Annotated in this window: 8 protein-coding genes; 2 read left to right on the top strand and 6 right to left on the bottom strand. The window is 32.6% G+C overall.

Annotation, left to right across the window (positions count from 1 at the left end):
- Positions 1 to 2: 2 nt before the first annotated feature.
- Positions 3 to 3,398: a gliding motility-associated C-terminal domain-containing protein gene (locus A5893_RS01925; protein ID WP_068820851.1), complete on the bottom strand. Its 3,396-nt coding sequence runs from the start codon at positions 3,396 to 3,398 to the stop codon at positions 3 to 5.
- A gap of 243 nt (positions 3,399 to 3,641) precedes the next feature.
- On the opposite strand from A5893_RS01925, the gene gcvP reads away from it, so the two are divergent.
- Together gcvP and A5893_RS01915 are read left to right on the top strand one after the other, a co-directional pair.
- Positions 3,642 to 6,527, top strand: a complete 2,886-nt coding sequence (gcvP, locus tag A5893_RS01920; protein ID WP_068820850.1) for an aminomethyl-transferring glycine dehydrogenase — start codon at positions 3,642 to 3,644, stop codon at positions 6,525 to 6,527.
- Positions 6,528 to 6,619: 92 nt separating this feature from the next.
- Entirely contained in the window at positions 6,620 to 7,090 is a 471-nt protein-coding gene (locus tag A5893_RS01915; RefSeq protein ID WP_082911272.1) for a PPC domain-containing DNA-binding protein, read from the top strand.
- A 79-nt stretch (positions 7,091 to 7,169) separates the two neighbouring features.
- On the opposite strand, the gene A5893_RS01910 is transcribed toward A5893_RS01915, so the two are convergent.
- The 5 genes from A5893_RS01910 to A5893_RS01890 form a co-directional block, all read right to left on the bottom strand.
- Positions 7,170 to 8,300, bottom strand: coding sequence for an efflux RND transporter periplasmic adaptor subunit (locus tag A5893_RS01910; protein WP_068820849.1), 1,131 nt, complete (start codon positions 8,298 to 8,300; stop codon positions 7,170 to 7,172).
- Between the two features lie 7 nt (positions 8,301 to 8,307).
- Positions 8,308 to 12,639, bottom strand: coding sequence for a CusA/CzcA family heavy metal efflux RND transporter (locus A5893_RS01905; protein WP_068820848.1), 4,332 nt, complete (start codon positions 12,637 to 12,639; stop codon positions 8,308 to 8,310).
- Positions 12,640 to 12,724: 85 nt separating this feature from the next.
- Positions 12,725 to 13,108, bottom strand: coding sequence for a hypothetical protein (locus A5893_RS01900; protein WP_068820847.1), 384 nt, complete (start codon positions 13,106 to 13,108; stop codon positions 12,725 to 12,727).
- 83 nt (positions 13,109 to 13,191) lie between these two features.
- On the bottom strand, positions 13,192 to 15,168 hold the full coding sequence (locus A5893_RS01895; RefSeq protein WP_068820846.1) for a tetratricopeptide repeat-containing sensor histidine kinase: 1,977 nt from the start codon (positions 15,166 to 15,168) through the stop codon (positions 13,192 to 13,194).
- Between the two features lie 161 nt (positions 15,169 to 15,329).
- On the bottom strand, positions 15,330 to 20,339 hold the full coding sequence (locus A5893_RS01890) for a T9SS type A sorting domain-containing protein (protein WP_068820845.1): 5,010 nt from the start codon (positions 20,337 to 20,339) through the stop codon (positions 15,330 to 15,332).
- Positions 20,340 to 20,428 lie beyond the last annotated feature (89 nt).

Genomic DNA, 20,428 nt, shown 5'->3' with positions numbered 1-20,428 from the left:
TTTTAATTTACAATCATAACACTTCCCGAAAGTGGCGAACAATCTTCACTTAACTTAATAACATAATAATAAGTACCAGTTTGTAATTTTGTTCCATTTACAATTCCGTCAAAATTCAGAAAACCTCCCTGATGTTTAAAAACTTCTTGACCATATCTATTAAAAATTGAAACCTTAGCACTATTGTACAATTCTAATCCCTTAATCGTCCAAAAATCGTTGACACCATCATCGTTAGGAGTAAAAGCTGATGGAACCGATATGGAAGAAGTACCAATATTTACATTGAAATATGCCTTTTCACTTTCACAATTTCCTAATTTATAAGTTAATGCAAATCTTTTATTTTCTAACATCTTTAAATTCATTTGATTTTTAGATGATTGAGAAACTAATTTTCCGGATTCATCATAAAGAAAATAACTATCTGCAATTTCTTTTATATTTAAATTAATTACCGTTGGTGCACAAATAAATATGTCTGAAACTATTGCTTGGGGTAAAAACTCTTCTTTGTAAGGAATATAAAAATCAAATGTATTTCCACAATATTGATTTTTAATCAGCAATCTATAATTACCGGATTTGGCATTCTTTAAATCTCTTTCATTAGATACTACATCGCCTTTATCATTGAACCAAGAAAAATCATTTGGACCATTTTCATAATTAAATCTTATACCACTAATACTTCCTGTAGCCGTACCACAATTGTCTGCAGTTGTCTTCCAAGAGTTATTAACTATTGCCATTGAGGGCCTTCCTGCCTTTACTTCATAAGTATTAATAAATTGTTCACACCCATTCTCATCTATCAAGAATAATGAATATTTACCAATGTCTAAATTGGTTATCTTATTAGAATTTATATTTAATGATGCACCACCTATTTTTCTCCAATCATATTTTGAAGGAGCAATATCAGTTTTAAAATTAACTTCTATAGTCCCATTAATTTCTCCACATGTGGGAAACAAAACTGTGTTATTAGGGATGCCATAATTTTTTTGTGTTACTAAATCTATTGTAAAAGGTCCAAAATCCTTTACACAATTTTCATTATTTGCAATTAAAGTATATTTTCCAGGTGGTTGACCTGTTAAATCAAGATTATTACCAACAGCTTGCTTTGCTTCATTAAACCATTGATAGGTAGTAGCTCCTGATATGATTAATCCAGCTATAGAACCATTGCTTTTATTACAGTTTGCAGCTGTGATTTTAAGAGAATTTTGATTAGAAGAAATTCCGTTGATTTCTTTTATTTCGAATTCAGAGGAATATATTGGGCCACAAGAAGATTCATCTTTAACTTCCAAAATGTATTTCCCGGCAGGTTGATTGATTAAATCTTTTGAGGAGCCTACAATTTGATTACTTTGATTTTTCCAAGTGTAGTTTAAAATTCCAGAACCAATTACTTTAATATTTTTTATTGATCCATTCGATTGAGAGCAAGTCGAATTTGATATTAAAGTTATAGATTGATCAATTATAGGTGGAACTGCCTCATTTACAATATATTGTTGCGAAATTGTTTCACAACCTTTTTCAAGAGTAATATAATAAGTATAAACGCCACTTGGTACATCAATTAAATCCAAATCCTTAGACCATTCTTTACCGTTTTGATCCTTCCAAATTTGAGTTTTTATTAATGCGCTATTTCTAAAAAATAATCCTTTTACAGAACCTAATTTATCACCACAAATAGGAGTAATCTTAATACTAGATTCATTTAATTTAATGCTTTCCCCTATTTCATAAAATTTTGAAACTGTTGTGCAAGTACCATATTCAACAATTAATTGATAATATCCCGGTGTTGCATTTTTCAAATTTGTATCAACACCTACAGTTTCACCACGTTCATTAACCCATCTTTTTGATGTTATAAAACCTAATGTAATACCAGTTATAGAACCCGTTCCGTCACAATTTGATATTACTTTAATATTAGTAACGTTAATTTCAGGTACAGTAAAATTAGATGTTGAGTTATTTAGAGTTGCAGATGCAATTACTGTATTTTTCAATGAACCGTTATAACTCCATTTGCCTTCTGCATCTGCAAATATTGATGCGAAATAATTCTCAGGAGAGCAAGTATTACATTTATCAGTATAAAATAATTCTATTTTTGAGTTTGGAGTTGCTATTCCACTAACTGATGTTGTGGTAGAATTCAAAATTTCAATTGTTGGATGAAATAAATTTGCAGTTGCATCATTATACATGGGAGCAACATTTTTTAGACAATAAAAACTATTTTGATTTACAGATATATTAGAAGACGACCAAATTGTGATTGGATTACAGTTTGTGATATAGTTTGCGTCAATAATATTATCACTTCCAACATTTACTCTTTTACAGGAATATATAAATATACCGCCTGTTTTAAAAACTTTAGTTTTTGATTTATTGGTGCCAATATAATTTCTTAGAATGGTAACATCCTGTTGGTTATCATAAATATGAATTGCATCACCATTAAGGTTCGAAATAACATTGTCCTCAATTTTAATTGTTTCATTTGAATTAAGAGTGCCGTTCGTTATGTCTAAACCATGTAAACCTAAAACTTCATCTGCAAAAAAGTTAACCCCTATATTATTACCTTTAATTAAAATGTCAGTTTTGTAATTACCTTTATTACCATTATAACTGATTGATAGACCATTAATAATAGTATTTCCCTCACCATTACTGCCACCAACAATTATTTTATTGTAAACTTTATAAAATTCTGTTATACCGTTCGGATATAAACTTGAAGTCGCCCCATCTGCTTCAAGACCTATTAAATTTGATTTTATTGTGATGTTAAATGTACTATCAACCGTTTCACTATAACGATTATTTGTCATTATTAAATTTGCAAACCCTGAAACTACATTTCCTCTATTACTTGCCCCAATCTGTATATTTTTACTCCTTCTTATATCTATTCCTATACAGTATAAACTGGTTTGTGTTTTATCAAAGTCAATTGTATTTTTCAAAAATATCCCTCCAATAAAGATATCCTCTTTGTTGTAAATTCTCAATCCAGATAATTTTGAGTTATTGGTTTGGATATAAGATATACCTATCTTAGCTGAACTTAATCCAAAATTTAAACCTTTTTGAGTACCCCCGTCTATTTCTATGTTTGATGTTAACTCAGGAAGTTCTGAATTTAGTAAAATTGTCCTACCTGCCTCACTTAAATCTGGTAAATTAAAATAGATAAAGTCTTTCTCAAGATTTCCATTATCAGCAGCTTTTTGTAATGCTTCACGTAAAGTTCCTGTACCTGAATCAGCATTTGATGTAACAGTAAAAACTTCAGAATAAGTATTTAATGTTAAAATAGATAATAAAATAATTAATAAAAACTTTAAAGCACTTTTCATTATAGATGTATACTCAAAAGTAAAAATTTTGTTGTTTTATAGTATGTTAATATTTAAAAAATTAAATGATGGTTTCTCTTTATACATCTTCTCCACAAAATCTTTCAACTGTTAAAAACTTTACAATTTTCAGCTTGTTACATTCCATAACAAAAGCACAAATTTTCCTACTTTTGCCGTTTCATTATTCTTCACATTAATGAAATTTTAGATTCTTTTTAAAAGATTAAAATACTTTCCCAAATGAAGTTGAACGTAGATTATAAAGAACAATTTGAACATAGACATATCGCTCCAAATGAGCAAGATACACAAGCTATGTTAAAAACAATTGGTGTAGATTCTGTTGATGCATTAATCAATCAAACGGTACCAGAAAATATTCGACTTAAAAAACCGATGGATTTACCGGCTGCGAAAAGCGAGTTTGAATATTTGAATGATCTACGTGTTACGGCTTCTAAAAATAAAGTTTTCAAATCTTACATTGGTAAGGGATATTACAATGTGATTGTACCGGGCGTAATTCAACGTAATATTTTAGAAAATCCGGGATGGTATACGCAATACACACCTTATCAAGCCGAAATTGCGCAAGGTCGATTACAGGCATTGTTAAATTTTCAAACCATGGTTTTGGATTTAACAGGAATGCAAATTGCAAATGCTTCTCTTTTAGATGAAGGAACAGCAGCCGCCGAAGCCATGTTTATGCAATACAGTCTGCGTAAAAAGACTGAGGCTAAATCTTATTTTGTTTCTGAAGAAGTTTTCCCTCAAACCATAGATATTTTAAAAACAAGGGCACAACCTTATGGGATTAAATTAATTATTGGTAATCACCAAACCGTAGAATTAACCGATGACATGTTTGGCGCTTTGGTTCAATATCCTGCCGGACTTGGTGAAGTTTATAATTATAAGGCTTTCGCCGATGCTGCACATCAAAAAAATATCAAATTAACAGTTGCAGCAGATTTAATGAGTTTGGCACTTTTAACTCCTCCGGGAGAATGGGGAGCGGATATAGTTGTTGGCACTACACAACGTTTTGGCATCCCGATGGGTTTTGGTGGGCCACATGCTGCATTTTTTGCAACTAAGGAAGAGTATAAACGAAGTATGCCGGGAAGAATCATTGGTGTAACCATTGATGCTCATGAGAATTATGCATTACGAATGGCTTTACAAACCAGAGAACAGCACATCCGTAGAGATAAAGCAACTTCAAATATTTGTACTGCACAAGCTTTATTGGCAATTATGGCAGGCATGTATGCTACTTACCATGGGCCAAAAGATATAAAATCTATTGCAGATAGAATTCACGGTTTAGCTATTTTACTAACAAAAGCTTTATCAGAATTAGGTTTTGAGCAATTAAACACTGCTTATTTTGATACCATTAAATTTAACGTAGGTGCTTTGGTAAACCCAATCCATTCTGAAGCATTAAATAATGAAATGAATTTTAATTACGAGGGAGAAATCATCACCATTGCTTTAGATGAAACCACTCGTTTATATGATATTGAAAACATCGTTAAGGTTTTTGCTAAAATTAAAGGCATCAATGTAAATGATATAGATTTAGATTCACTTAAAGCGGATATTGAAAGTATCATTCCAGAAGAATTACAAAGAAAATCAGCGTTTTTAAAACATCCGGTTTTTAATAAGCATCATTCAGAACATGAAATGTTGCGATACATCAAATCTTTAGAAGCAAAAGATTTATCTCTTTGCCATTCTATGATTGCATTGGGTTCTTGCACCATGAAGCTGAACGCAACTACAGAAATGATTCCGGTTACCTGGCCAGAGTTTGGAAATTTACATCCATTTGCTCCTGTACATCAAACTGGCGGCTACATGCAAATTATGGCCGAATTAAATGATTGGTTAAGCGAAATTACAGGTTTTGCATCCATGAGTTTACAGCCAAACGCTGGCGCACAAGGAGAATATACAGGTCTAATGGTAATTAGAGCCTATCATTTAGATAGAGGAGATTCTCATAGAAATATTGCGTTAATTCCTTCATCAGCACATGGAACAAATCCTGCATCAGCAGCTATGGCAGGGATGAAGATTATTGTGACTAAATGTGATGAAAAGGGAAATATTGATGTTGAAGATTTAAGGGCAAAAGCCGAGGAACACTCTGAAAATCTAAGTTGCTTAATGGTAACTTATCCTTCTACTCATGGTGTTTTTGAAGAATCTATTATAGAGATTTGTGACATCATTCATCAACATGGCGGACAGGTTTATATGGACGGTGCAAATATGAACGCTCAGGTTGGTTTAACTTCTCCAGCAAATATTGGTGCTGATGTTTGTCATTTAAATTTGCATAAAACCTTCTGCATTCCACATGGTGGTGGAGGTCCAGGTATGGGTCCAATTGGTGTTGCAGCACATTTAGTTCCGTTTTTACCAGGTCATTCAGTTGTGGATATAGCTCATGAGAAATCGATTTCGGCAGTTTCTGCAGCGCCATGGGGTTCTGCTTCTATCCTGTTAATTTCTCATGCTTACATTGCCATGATGGGAGAAAAAGGATTAACAAATGCAACTAAATATGCGATTCTTAATGCTAATTATATCAAGGCAAGATTAGAAGAACACTATCCAGTACTATATTCTGGTGCTAATGGACGTTGTGCACATGAAATGATTTTAGATTGCAGGAGTTTTAAGAATTTTGGAATAGAAGTTACAGATATTGCAAAGCGTTTGATGGATTATGGTTTCCACGCTCCTACAGTATCTTTCCCTGTTGCAGGAACTTTTATGGTTGAGCCCACGGAATCTGAACCTAAGCATGAATTAGATCGTTTTTGTGATGCAATGATTGCGATTAGAAATGAAATTTCTGATGTCGAATCTGGAGTGTTGGATAAAGATAATAATCCTTTAAAAAATGCACCACATACAGCAGCTGTTATTACTGGGAATGAGTGGGATAAACCTTATACCCGTCAGAAAGCTGGTTTTCCTTTACCTTACGTTGCCCTAAATAAATTTTGGCCATCAGTTGGTAGAGTGAATGACACTTTTGGGGATAGAACATTAATTTGTACCTGCCCTCCTATTGAAGAATATGAGTTTGATGTTTTGGTTTAAAACTAAAATTTAATTAAAATTTAAAGGTTCGATTGTTTAAAAATTGAACCTTTTTTGTTTAAAGAGTTAGAATTAAGAGAAATACTTCTGCTATGAAAAAAATAATTTTAGGTTTATTGATCTGTTTATTATCTACTTATACAATGGCACAATCATCTACATCTAAATCATATGCTTTCCGTTTAAAACCGGGTGAAGACCTGAAAGTAGGAATAGAAAAATTCTTGACTGATCATAAAATAAAAGCTGCAGCAATTGTTACTGTCGTTGGTAGTTTAACTGATGCTAATATCAGATATGCCAATCAACCAGAAGGTAAATTATTGAAAGGGCATTTCGAGATAACATCTTTAACAGGAGTATTAAGTACAAACGGCTCTCATATGCATATTTCTATTGCTAATGAAAAAGGAAAAACTTTTGGAGGTCATCTATTAGATGGTTGCAAAGTATATACAACTGCTGAAATTGTGATTTTAGAATTAATGGATTTAGAATTTAAAAGAGAAATAGATCCAACTTTCGGATATAAAGAATTAGTGGTTGAGCAAATTAAAAAGTAAAATCGATTCATAGCCTTGTAAAAGATTAAAAAGTCCCGTTTCTATATTAGCAACGGGACTTTTTTTCTTCATTTATTAATTACTCTTCAGTATTTTTCAAACTCATTAAAAGATCATAAGCACCATGAACTACAATGTTTTTATTGTTTAAAGCCTCTGCGTTTTCAATTGCTGTAAAGCCTTTTTCATTACTTCCGGTTTTTACTTCGGTCATCTTAAAATGAGAAGCATCATTTGCTACAAACACATAATCTTTTCCTTCATAACTTATTATCGCATCTTGAGGTAAGCAAGGTTTATTTCCTGATTTCACTTCTACTTCGGCATTCATAAACATTCCAGGTATAAGCCCTTGTGTTTCTTTCTCATTTTCAAAATGGCAATGAACCAATAAACTTCTATCTGCACCAAAATCTTTTCCTACCAACAAAATTTCACACAGGTATTTTTTATCAGGCTGATCATTACTATAGGCAATAAGTTTTTGTTCAATTTTTAATTGAATTGCGTCTTTTTCAAAAACAGTTAAAGCTAAATGTAAGTCGTCAGGATTTACCAATTCGAATAAAATCTCGTTTGTATCTATATGCTTGCCAATATTGGCATTCACTTTAGTAACATAGCCATCAATAGGAGAAATGATACTAATCCTGGTAGAAATATTTGCACTATTTAAAGAGTTTGCATTGATGTTAATAAGTTTCAATTCTTGGGCTAGTGAATTCAGTTGAATTTTCAACATTTCATAATCCGAAGTGGCTTGTTGAAAAATTTTATCGCTACTTGCTAGATTTTTGTTGAGTGCCTTTTGTCTTTCATAATCTTGAGCTGCTTGTTTAAGTTTCACTTTTGTAGTCAAATAATTTTGTTGCAGCAGTATATATTGTTGATCTTCAAGTATTGCCAAAACCTGCCCTTTTCTTACATGCATACCCTGCAAAAGTTGGGTGCTTTTTAAAAAACCACCCAATGGGATACTAATGGAAATCATATTCTGAGGTGGCACATCAATTTGTCCACTTAATTTAAGAATAGACGACACATTTTGCTGAGTTAATTTCCCTAACTGAAGCCCAATGTTTTTCTTCTGCTGTTGGCTTAATTGAGCAACATTACTTTCTAAAGAAGTTTCAGTGGTTTCTGTTTTTTCTTCTTTATTGCCACATGAAATTAATAATGCAGACAATAAAATGATACCTATATATTTCATGAAATTTCTATTTATTGATTAATGATTGAAGATTAATAATATTTTCATTTAAATGGTTTACCGATACCAGGTATTGATCTTTTATCACCAGCGCATTATTTATTAATATCACCCAATTCAGATAATTGATTTCACCATTGCTAAATTGTTCATTAGCCGTTTTTGCAATGATATCAGCATTTTTTAAGGCTACTTTTTCATAGTAATCTACCACCTGTAGATTTTTTTGATAACTCTCATTTTCTTGTAAATAAACCATTTCAATACCCTCAAAACCATCTTTTAAGCTGTTCTCATTAAACGAGATTAAGGCTTTTGTAGCTTTAATACTTGCCTTTTGGGAAGAAAAAAATAAAGGAATACCTATCCCGAATTGTAAAGATTCAAATCTTTGATTCGGATTTCCAGTTCCATAAATACTCATATTGTTATATCCTAATAAAAGATCAGGTAATAACTTATTGCGTTCTAATTTAAGTTGTGCTTCGCTGACTTTTGTAGCTTTTTCTAATATAGAAATGGAAGGATGTTGTGCGATAAGATTACTATCCATCATAAAAGGAAGTTCCAATTTAAAATTTTCAGCCTCAGGCACATAGGCTTTAGCACTATGAATAATTCTTTGAAATTGTAACATCAAAACTTTCTCGTCATAAACTAAAGCCTTTAATTGAATGGAAATTTCGCCACGTTGAGATGCTGCTGTGGTTTTTTCTAGGATATTAGATTCTCCAAATTGTAATCTCAGTTCTGCTTTTTTCAAGAAAGAAGAAAATATCTCATCACTTTCTTGCAGTAGCTTTTTCTTTTCCCTCAGGTAAATCAGTTGACTAAAAACAAGACTAACCTGTTTTTTCAATTCATTTTCTTTTAAAGATACAACGGCTAATTCACGCTGCCAGTCCAGATTGTTTATACTTTTTTGAGCAGTATAAATTGTCGGGAATTTGATGCTTTGATTAATGAAAAGTCTGTCATCATTTTGATTAGAATTGAATTTCCCGTACTCGTAATTCACGCTGGTTTGCGGAATATTCCAAGCTGTACCTATTTGCTGTTCTAATCCTATTGCTTTTAATTTCCCACCTTTTAGAGACAGGTTATTTTGCAAAGCAGAATCTATTGCCGCATTTAAAGTAATTTTCTCTTGGGCCTGGCTGGATTGAGCAAAGCTTATAAATCCTAATATTAATAAAGGTAAAATCACCTCTTTTTTTGGTTTCCATTTTTTCTCAAAAAAGATATACAAGATTGGAAGAACATATAAGGTTAAAAAAGTAGCTAAAACTAAACCACCAATTACTACGGTAGCTAAAGGTCTCTGAACCTCAGCACCTTCTCCAGTACTGAGTGCCATTGGTAAAAAACCTAATGATGCTACTAAAGCCGTCATTAGAACTGGTCTTAATCTGGTTTTTCCGCCTCTCATTACAACATCAAGTAAAGGAATATCTTTATGATGATGTCTTAATTGGTTAAACTCTGCGATAAGCACAATTCCGTTAAGTACTGCCACACCGAATAGTGCGATAAAGCCAATACCCGCAGAAATACTAAAAGGCATTCCTCTTAAACTTAATGCTAAAATTCCTCCGATAGCAGAAAATGGAATCGCGGTATAAATCAGCAAACCATATTTTACCGAATTAAAAGCAAAATAAAGCAGTAAGAAAATCAATATCAACGATACCGGAACTGCAATACTTAAACGGGATTTAGCCTCTTGTAAGTTTTGAAATGCACCACCATAAGTTACATAATAACCTGTTGGCAGTTTTAATTGCTCTTCTACTTTTTGTTGTAAATCAGTCACTGTTGTTTGTATGTCCCTATTTCTCACATTAAAGCCAACAATAATTCGCCTTTGTGCGTATTCTCTTTGTATCTGATTGATGTCGTTTTTAATACTTACATCCGCAACCGCATTTAATGGCACCTGTCCGCCAGTAGAAGTACTCAGTAATAAATTTTGAACATCCGCTAAATTGCTACGTTCATCATTCTCTAATCTTACTACCATATCAAATCGCTTTTCATTTTCATAAACTTGCCCGGTACTTTGCCCAGCAAACGCAGTATTAACCGCATTGTTAATTTCTGTAATACTTAATCCATATTTTGCTATCGCAGAGCGATTATAGTTAATCACAATTTGTGGCATTCCTGAAATAGGCTCTACATATAAGTTTTGCGAACCTTCAATTTTAGAACAAATGCTTCCTAATTTTTGTGAATAAGCTACCAAAGTATCAATATCTTCCCCAAAAATTTTACACACCACATCTTGTCTGGCTCCGGTCATCAATTCATTAAAACGCATTGCAACAGGATATTGAAAAGAGTAAGTTACTCCCGGAATTTGTTTTAATTCCTCGCTCATTTTTGCCGCTAGGTCGTCGTAATTATTTGCCGATGTCCATTCAGAACGATCTTTTAAGATAATCATCATATCAGTTGCTTCTAAAGGCATTGGGTCTGTGGGGATTTCACTACTCCCTGTTTTACCCACAATTTTTTTAATTTCCGGGAATTTTGCCAATAGTACTTTCTGACTTTTCTCTAAAGCTCTAATTGATGTATTTAAGTTACTTCCAGGTAAAACTCGGGTATCAACAGCAAAATCACCTTCTGGTAAAGTAGGGATAAACTCACCTCCAATATTTGATAAAATAAAAGCTGCGATAATCATTAGGAAAGCCAAACCGGCCAATACAATTTTTTGATAATTCATGACTTTTCTCAAAGATTTCTGATAAAAATTTTCGAGTTTTTCCATCATTCTGGCCGACCAATTTTTATCTGATGTTATCTTTTTTGATAGAAATAAAGAGCTCATCATTGGGACATAAGTTATAGAAAGTATAAAAGCACCAATCAATGCAAACGCCACTGTTTGTGCCATTGGCTTAAACATTTTACCTTCTATTCCTTCCAAAGTGAGAATTGGCAGATAAACAATGAGAATAATAATTTGTCCGAAAACGGCACTATTCATCATTTTTGATGCAGAACTTTGCACCTCATGATTCATATCTTTTTGAGAGAGATGCGTGAAAGGGCTAAATTTTTTAGAATGAGTTAGACTATGTAAAACAGCCTCCACAATAATTACCGCTCCATCTATTATCAAACCAAAATCTATCGCACCTAAACTCATTAAGTTTCCGCTTACACCAAAAATATTCATCATAATAATGGCGAATAACATGGCTAAAGGAATTACCGATGCAACTAATAGTCCTGCTCTAAAATTTCCTAGAAAAAGAATCAAGACAAATAAAACAATTAGCGCACCCTCTACTAAATTTTTACTTACGGTATGGATGGCATTATTTACCATTTTAGTACGATCTAGAAAAGCATCTACTACAATACCCTCAGGTAAAGTTTTTTGTATTTGTGCAATTCTCGCTTTAACTTTTTTAATGACTTCGTTGCTATTTGCACCTTTTAACATCAATACAACCGCTCCTGCAACTTCGCCTTTGCCATTATAAGTCATTGCTCCGTATCGCGTTGCATGCCCAATTTCTACTTTAGCAATATCTTTGATTAAAATAGGTGTTCCATCGCTAACATTTTTAACTACAATGTTTTCTATATCGGCAATATTACCCACTAACCCTTCGCTTCTGATAAATAGCGCAATAGGTCCTTTTTCTATATATGCACCTCCAGTATTTTGGTTGTTTTTTGCCAGTGCATCAAATACTTCAGAAATATAAATTTTATTTGCTGCAAGTCTGCTTGGATTAATTGCTATTTCATATTGCTTTAAATATCCTCCAAAACTGGCCACATCAGCTACACCTTGTACGCTTAATAATTGTCGTCTAACTATCCAGTCTTGTATTGTTCTTAATTGTGTTACTGAATATTTATTTTCATAACCTGATTTTGGCCTAACTACATATTGATATATTTCACCTAATCCTGTAGTAATTGGGGCCATAGTTGGTGATCCAAATTCTTTTGGTATCTCCGATTGGGCAATTTGCAGACGTTCGGCAATTTGCTGCCTTGCCCAATAAATATCTATCTCATCATTAAAAACAAGCGTAACTACAGAAAGTCCGAATCTAGAAAAGCTTCTAATTTGCTTTAATCCGGGGATATTATTATTGACCTGTTCTATTGGGAAAGTAATAAAACGCTCCACGTCTGGAGCTCCTAAAGCTGGAGAAGTAGTAATTATTTGTACCTGATTATCTGTAATATCTGGTACGGCATCAATAGGCAATTTAGTTACTTGATAAGCTCCATAGCCTATCAGAATAAATATAAAAAGCCCTACAATAAGTTTATTCTTTACAGAAAACTCTATAATTCTATTAAGCATTTAATTTTGTGATTAAAAATTTAAAATATAACAGGGTTGATACTACCAAAAACTGCTAGCATCATTCTTCTTTATAAACTAATTTTTAAACAAACTTTGGAGGCTGCCAAATGGCTTTGAGATGATAGGAGGAATAAGAAATATCTCTAAGAGTATTTATTTTAATTATTTGGGGATAACGTTGAATTTTAAAATCTTGTTGGTTTATAATTTGAACATTTAAAAATATTACCGTTGCGCAATTATCATGAGATTTAAAAGGCAAACGCATATCTTGATCATAATCTGAATCATGCGGATTACCATTAAAATAATGCATTTCTAAATATCCGAAGAAAGAAAGCTCTGGATTTTCAGTTTCTTGAGTGATAAAATGTTGGATTAAGACAGGGGTTTTTAAAAACTGGTTTAACTCGGTTGCAGAAAGCAAGTAAGCAAATAAGAATATGATAGAACACAGCTTTTTCAATACAACAAACTTAAAGTTTAAAAATGATAAACTAAAACACTACCCAGCTAATTTTAAATCATTTCAAAAGCGTTATTTGATTTTTATCCTTTTTGACAAGTAAAACAAATTATTGTTCCTTGCTCAGCATTTTGTTCGGCCCAAATCTTACCTCCATTTGCTGTTATAAATTCATGGCAAAGTGTTAAACCTAAACCAGTTCCTTTCTCATTACTTGTTCCTCTCCTGCTTTTGCTATCAGGCAAAAAAACACTTTTTAAATCTTCATTTGAAATTCCGATACCATTATCAGCCACACATATTTTCACTAAATTTACATCATAATCATCAGCATAGATTTTTATTTCTCCGTTTTTGGGTGTAAACTTTATGGCGTTTGCAATTAAGTTTCTAATGATAAAAGCAAAGTGATTAGCATCTATAAAAACATTTTTTTCATCTAAATCAATCTTATTTAATGATAAATGTTTTTCGCTTATCGCTTCTAAATTCAGGCTAATGCCTTTATCAACTTCCTGCAAAACAGAAACCTTAACCTTACTTAATTTATTCCCTTTAATTTGAGCTTGGCCCCATAATAACAAATCATCTAAAGTTGCCAATGAAGATGTAGACTGTTTTATAATCAAATCTAAATACTTCTGTTCTTCTTCTTGCTCTAGCTCACCATCTTTAATTAAATTTAATATACCTAATGTTGTACCATATGCTCCTCTCAAATCATGACCAATAATAGAGAATAGTTTATTCTTAATATTATTACTTTCGGTAAGTTCAGTTTTATTGATATTTAGTCTATCATTAAATACTTTTAACCTTATTAAAACCAAAATCAAAACCACAGATAAAACAGCAATAAATATTAAAACACCTAGAATAATGTTTTTCTCCCTTGTTTTCTGAAACAATAGGTTTTTACTCTCCAAAATTTCGGCTTTCGCTTTGTATAATCCTAAACTAGCATTTGCTTCTGCTAACGCTCTTTGTTTCTGGACGTCAATTGCTTTATTTATTAATTGCGAACTATTTTCAAAGTAGCTAAGTGCAGATTTATAATCATTTTGAGCCTTAGAAGTTTCTACCAAAGCATTGTATATTTCTATTTCTAAATCTTCTAGCTCTAATTTTTTAGTTTTTTCTAATAAGATTAAAAGCTGAGTTTCGGCCAGTTTATATTTTTTCTGATCAAATAAGACTGAGGGGACATTGATAGAAATCCTAAGCTCTTCCTCCTTTAATCCGTTCTTTTTTGATAGTTCAATTCCGGTTTCTAAATTTTTTAATGCATTTTGAAAATCACCTTTTTCTTTATAAACCAGGGCTATATTTTGCAGGGCTAAAACTTGATCCATAGGTCGCTTATCATCAAAAGCCGATTGATAACCTATTTGAAATTGCTTTAAAGCTTTATCTAATTCTCCTTTAATTGCATATACAATAGCTTTATTAGCTATTAAGTCCTCACTCAAAAAGTTAGTTTTATTTTTTTGATTAACAGAGTCAGCCTTTAAATAAAAATCTAATGCTTGGTCTGGTTTATTTTGTTTTATACGAAGGGTTCCTAATTTTAAATAAGAAGATACTTTTTCTTTAGGATTGTTATCTTGTTTGGCAATTAACAATGCTTTTAAAAATAATGATTCGGCTTTAAGAAAATCCCCTTTTTTACCCCACAAAACCCCTAGAGAATTAGTAATTTCTGCCTCTAGCTTTTTATTATTTAAACTTTTTGATAAACTTAAGGCATCATTATAATATTTTTCAGCAAGATTTAAATAACCATATCGCAATAAAATAAAACCTGCATTCTTATTGATTTGAGTAAGATTATAACTATCATTTTGTTTCTTAAAATCCAGCAATGCAACGTTTACAACACTAATCATACTATCCACATTTTCAGGCTTTATCCCTTTTAAAAAAGATAAATACTTATCTAATTTAATGGAATCTTTGATATCGGTTTTTTGAAAAGCTAAAACAGGATAAGACTTTTGGGTAAAAAGAAAAATTGCAAATACGAAATATATATACTTGGATTTAAAAAATCTAATCATCATAATATCAAATAGGTAAATTCTTTTTAAATGTACTTATTCGTGAGTTTTTAAAAAAATGTTTATCATTTTATCATCATTCTCTAAAGAATTTCCTAAAACTCTATAATAAAAAAAAGCCGTAAGTAAAACCTACGACTTTTTATCAAATCAAAAAAAGATTTTTATTTGTTTATCAATATTTGTTTAGAGATTGAAGAATCGTTTAACAAAGTTGCTTTTATGATGTAAACTCCATTATTAATTTCTGAGGGTATTTTAATACTGCTTGTGGTTGTATTTTGTTGGAACACCTTCGCACCTTGCAGATTATACATTTCTACAGATTTTACCGACTCACTAAAATTGATGAAATCTGAGACAGGGTTTGGGTAAACGCTAAAAGTTGTTTCCTTAATATCAAAACTTACAAACTTAATATCACTGTATTCAATTGCTCCATTAAAATCTACTTGTTTTAAGCGGTAATAATTAACTCCATTTATAGGGCTAAAATCTTTAAAGCTGTAAGTGTTTAATTTTTGAGAAGTTCCGTTTCCTTTAAGCTCTCCTATTTTTATAAAATCGGTTCCGTTACTACTGCGCTCAATCTCAAATTTATCGTTGTTTAATTCACTTGCTGTTTCCCAATATAGTCTAGCGGTTTTAGCATCGGCGGAAGCCAAAAACTTAACCAATTTAACAGGAAGTGTTCCAAAACCTTCGCCTATTCCAAACTGAGAGAAACTGGTAATCCCTGTTGCAGATGCAGTTACAATTCCTGCTGTTATAGTAGAGACAACATTTGTACCTTGATTTGCCCATTGATAGAAACTATTGTTATCAGTACGCTTAAGAACATAAAAGTTATTTGCCACAGAAGAACCTATTGGTGCATTTAGCGAAACGCTGTAATTACCCCCAGTTGGTTGTATATTTGGTGTTATAAACCAGCTCCCGCCGCTTAATATACTATTTACAGTTTGACCGCTAATGGTTAAATTAGGTTGGCCACTTATTGCGGCATTAGAGAAAAAAGCAGAAATATCAGTTGTACCTACTAAGCCAGTTAATGTTAAACTCGCTGGGGCATAATAACCTGTTTTACCTACCGGGAAATTATAAATACCACTTGAGTTCACTATGCGTTTTAAGTTACCAATAATGTAAGATGTTGAAGTGCCTGTCATACTTGCATTTGGGTTGCTCATGATAAAGTTTTGACTAGATCCCATCGTTACCACTCCATTTGTTAAAGTAACATTTCCTGCAAAAGTGGTTGTTCTTGTCACAGTTAAAACTGCTGCATTATTTACTTCGATACTATTATTTACTGTTTGACCTATAAAAGCAGAATCAAAAGTTGTAATACCAGTACCAAAAACCAAAGTCCCTGTTCCAGTAATATTACTGTAAGTACTGCCAGAACCAAAACCATAGAATGTTCCGCTTCCGCTGATGTTGATTGTGCCATTATTGATAATACCATTTGGCGTATAAAAACCAGCTGGTAAAGTTAGGGTCGAACCGGATGCTATTTCGATAGCTGCAGCAGCACTTCCACTTGTTGGGGCATTGTTTGGATATATATTAGCATTAGCAATTATCGCCTTTACAGCTGCACTAGGCACACCATTACTCCAATTGCTTGATGTATTCCAATTGTTTGTTAAACCTAACCAAGTTGTTGTGGTTGCTTTTAAAGCGATACAGAACATGGTATTAGTAGAAAAAGGCGCTATAGCTGTTGCCGAAGCAGTAATAATACCAGCATTTTCTGTAATGTTTGCGCCAGAAACTATAACCCAAGTAGTTGTTCCATTTGTTGCGGTTGATGCTCTTCTCATTAAAACATAATCACTTGTGTTTACCCTTCCATTTGTATAGTTAGCTGTTTTAAAAGTTACATCTACAGTACCGGTTGCAGAAAAAACACTTGGTTCAATAGACCATTGCCCAGAATTTATGAAAGACGGATAAACATCAGAACCAATGGTAAGTGAAACCGGTGATGTAGCGTAAGAATCAAATTTTATACTGTATACAGAAACTGCGCTGATATTATTATTAGTAATACTGATATCACCATATTTTCTTGTTCCCAATCTATGGTATTGAAAATCGCCCAAAGGAAAAATATAAGTGCCTGTTGTATTTACACTTTTTGAGAGTTTTTCTGCGGCAATACTATTAATAGGTGCAGTAATTTGAATTGTGGCATTTGGATTAGTTTGTTCTAAATAATTTGAACCAGTGCTCCAAGCATTTAATAAACCAGAAACTATATTAATATTGCCTCCAAATTTCCCTAATAAATTAAATGAATTTGAATTTCCAATATTAATCTCCACATCGTTATTTACCAATCCTGCTATTGTATTTACTAAACCACCAGTTGTTTCAAATCTTAATTTCCCGCTTCCGCTGATACCGCCTCCATATCCATTAAAAGTTGTATTAAAGCCAACTAATTTTGCTATTTCAATATTACTATTGTTAATTAATCCATTTGTAAGTATTAATTCTGAGTGTAATTTTAAACCAGTTATTCCCGAATTAATCGTTAGAGAACGAGCATTATCTGTAGCTGTATATATTAAAGGATAATTAGTTAAACCAGAAGGTATTATTGCGTCAATTGTTGCATTTGGCACACCGTTACTCCAATTTGCGATATTATTCCAAGCTGTGTTATTAGCACCTGTCCATGTAGAAGTGGTAATTGTTGTATTAGTTGCCACAGCTGTTGAATTGATACCAATTACAAAATCAGAAAATTTGCTTAAACCAGTTATGCCTGCTGTTACTGTTGCATTGCTTACTGTTTGCCCACTTGTTGTTCCACCAATTTGAGTAGAAGCAGACTTTGTCCCTTCAAAAGTCCAAGGATTGCCGTTTGCTATACGTTTTAAAACCACATATCTATCAGCGTCCGTAACACCATTTGTAAAAGCCGACTTAGAGAATGTAACATCATAACTTCCACTAGTAGGAGCAAAATCGGGTGTTATTCTCCAATAGTAATCTCCTAATACTGATGTTGTAGTTCCAGATGCAAAATTCACATTTGGAGCAGTGGGACTATTATCGTTTGCTACTGTAATTTTGGTTGTGCCAGTTAAATTGTTTAAACTTATTATTGTGGGTTCCGATTGTAGATAAGCAAATTGTGTATTTGGAAAAACATAAATACCATTAGCATTTACCGCCCTAGTAATTTTACCGGCAATATAATTTGCAGCACTTTGTCCACTTATTGCATTTACATCTGGATTGGTAATTTCAATCCCGCCTGATGCAGTTATAATTGCATTTGTACCTGTAAATGTAATATTTTTCCATATCCCGGCTAAAGTGATATTCTCATTGGTTGATAGACTTAAATCTTTAAAGCCTGTTAAATTATAAGCCGTTACACTTGGCGTTGTTGTACCGTTAAAAGCTAAAGTTCCTGTTCCTTCTATGGCTGTTGCCGAGTAGTTAGTGAAATTTAAAGTTCCAGTATGATTTATCTGTAAAGTCCCATTAATAATTAGTTTATTTTTAATAATCAATGTGCTTGGCAATTGCGCAGTAACACCAGCATCAATAATTACTTTTAAAGCTGTTGGCGATGTTGCTGTAGTTGGCATATTTGCTGTTGTACTATTAAATTTAACAATAGTAGTTGCATCGGGTACTATTCCTTTACTCCAATTAGCAGTATTATTCCAATTGTTATCAACGCCTACCCAATTGTTTGGTGATGGAGGTGTAATATTGTTCACATCTGCCTGAGCAATAAAAATATCTGCTTTGATAGATGCAAAACTTGGAAAACGAGTTTGAAAATCTGTATCGTTATAGCTTTGGGTTAGTGTGGTTGAACCGAAAGAAAGCGTTCCTTTAAAATCGCCAGCAATCAAAGTTTTTCCCAAATTTTCTGATAAAACAGTTAATCTTGGTGTTTTGATGGCTTTTAAAAAATTGAAAGCTGCATCATAATAAGAAATTACTCCCTCTGTTGTATTGGTTGAGAAAATATAATCTCCGCCTTTATCTATAATGGTGCTTGCAAAACCCTTTTCAAAACCAATAAAACCATTTGTAGTTGCAATCAATTTATCAAATGTAAGGGCATTATAAGTTTGAAAAACACCTGAACTATTGAAAGTTAATGTTCCGTTAAACAAATAATATCCAAAAGCATTTACTGGATATTGGTTTATTAAACTGGTATATGGTGCATTAATTGGTTTTACTCCAACATTTCCGTTGGTATAGCCAATATATAAATCACCTGTGGTTGGATTTACTCCTGTTAATACTGTTATTCCGGCAGCAGCTGGTATAATGAATTTTTTTGTTCCATCCGGTTTTAATGAAATAACTACGGTATACTGAGAATTTACATAATTAGACATTTTTGAAGAAATTTCCTCTCCGTCAAAATAGAACTGATTGCTAGTGTTGTTGATAGAAAAACTTACGCTTCCATCATTACTCACAAATTGATCTGGTTTTGAAAAACCAGTAAGTAAAGCTTTAGAAAAGAAATCATTATGCCATACTTCATTTCCGTTAGCATCAAATTTTATTATTCTATGAGGATAAACATAGCCAGGAGCTACAGCTGTGGTTTGATTATTAGCATCTATGGTTACAAATAAATTTCCATCTGGAGTAAATTGCATTCCTTGAATATTAGCTAAAGCAATTCCGCTATTACCATATTCAACATTAGAGCCTGTGTTTACTTTTTTAATAAACTGCCCAAGTCCCGCATTATTTAACTTAACTAAATAAGTACCCCAAGCATTGTTGGTAATTCCATTTCCGTAATCAGCTGTAAGATAATTACTACCAGTCATAAAGAAATATAACTCTCCATTTTGATTGATTGAAAAGCCAGTTCCTCCATTCACTATATCTCTTAAAATTGTTTGTGTTCCATCACTACTTACTTTACAAAAAATGGTTTTAATGTTTGGGAAGCTACCTAAAGCACCAGCATCAATTTGTTGTCCTGCAAAAAGCGCTCTCCCATAAATTGTTACTACAAAATAAGTATCTCCATTTGTAGTTTTAGTTAATGCTTTAACTTCTGCCCCTGCTCCACCAAAGTTAAAGGCGCTATCATAACCGCCACCAATTTGGGCTTTTGTACTTAATGCCATAACCACAGCAAACAAGAATAAGAGTAATAATTTTTTCATGATTTTTTCTTTTTGATTGATGAATCAAAAAGACATAAAATGAGCTTTTAAAAACATACGCAGAACTGCGTATTTTTCGACTATCCTAA

Source organism: Pedobacter psychrophilus, assembly GCF_001652725.1.
Classification (GTDB): Bacteria; Bacteroidota; Bacteroidia; order Sphingobacteriales; family Sphingobacteriaceae; genus Pseudopedobacter; species Pseudopedobacter psychrophilus.
The sequence above is the reverse complement of the archived record's forward strand: the minus strand, read 5'-3'. Positions and strand labels throughout refer to the sequence as shown.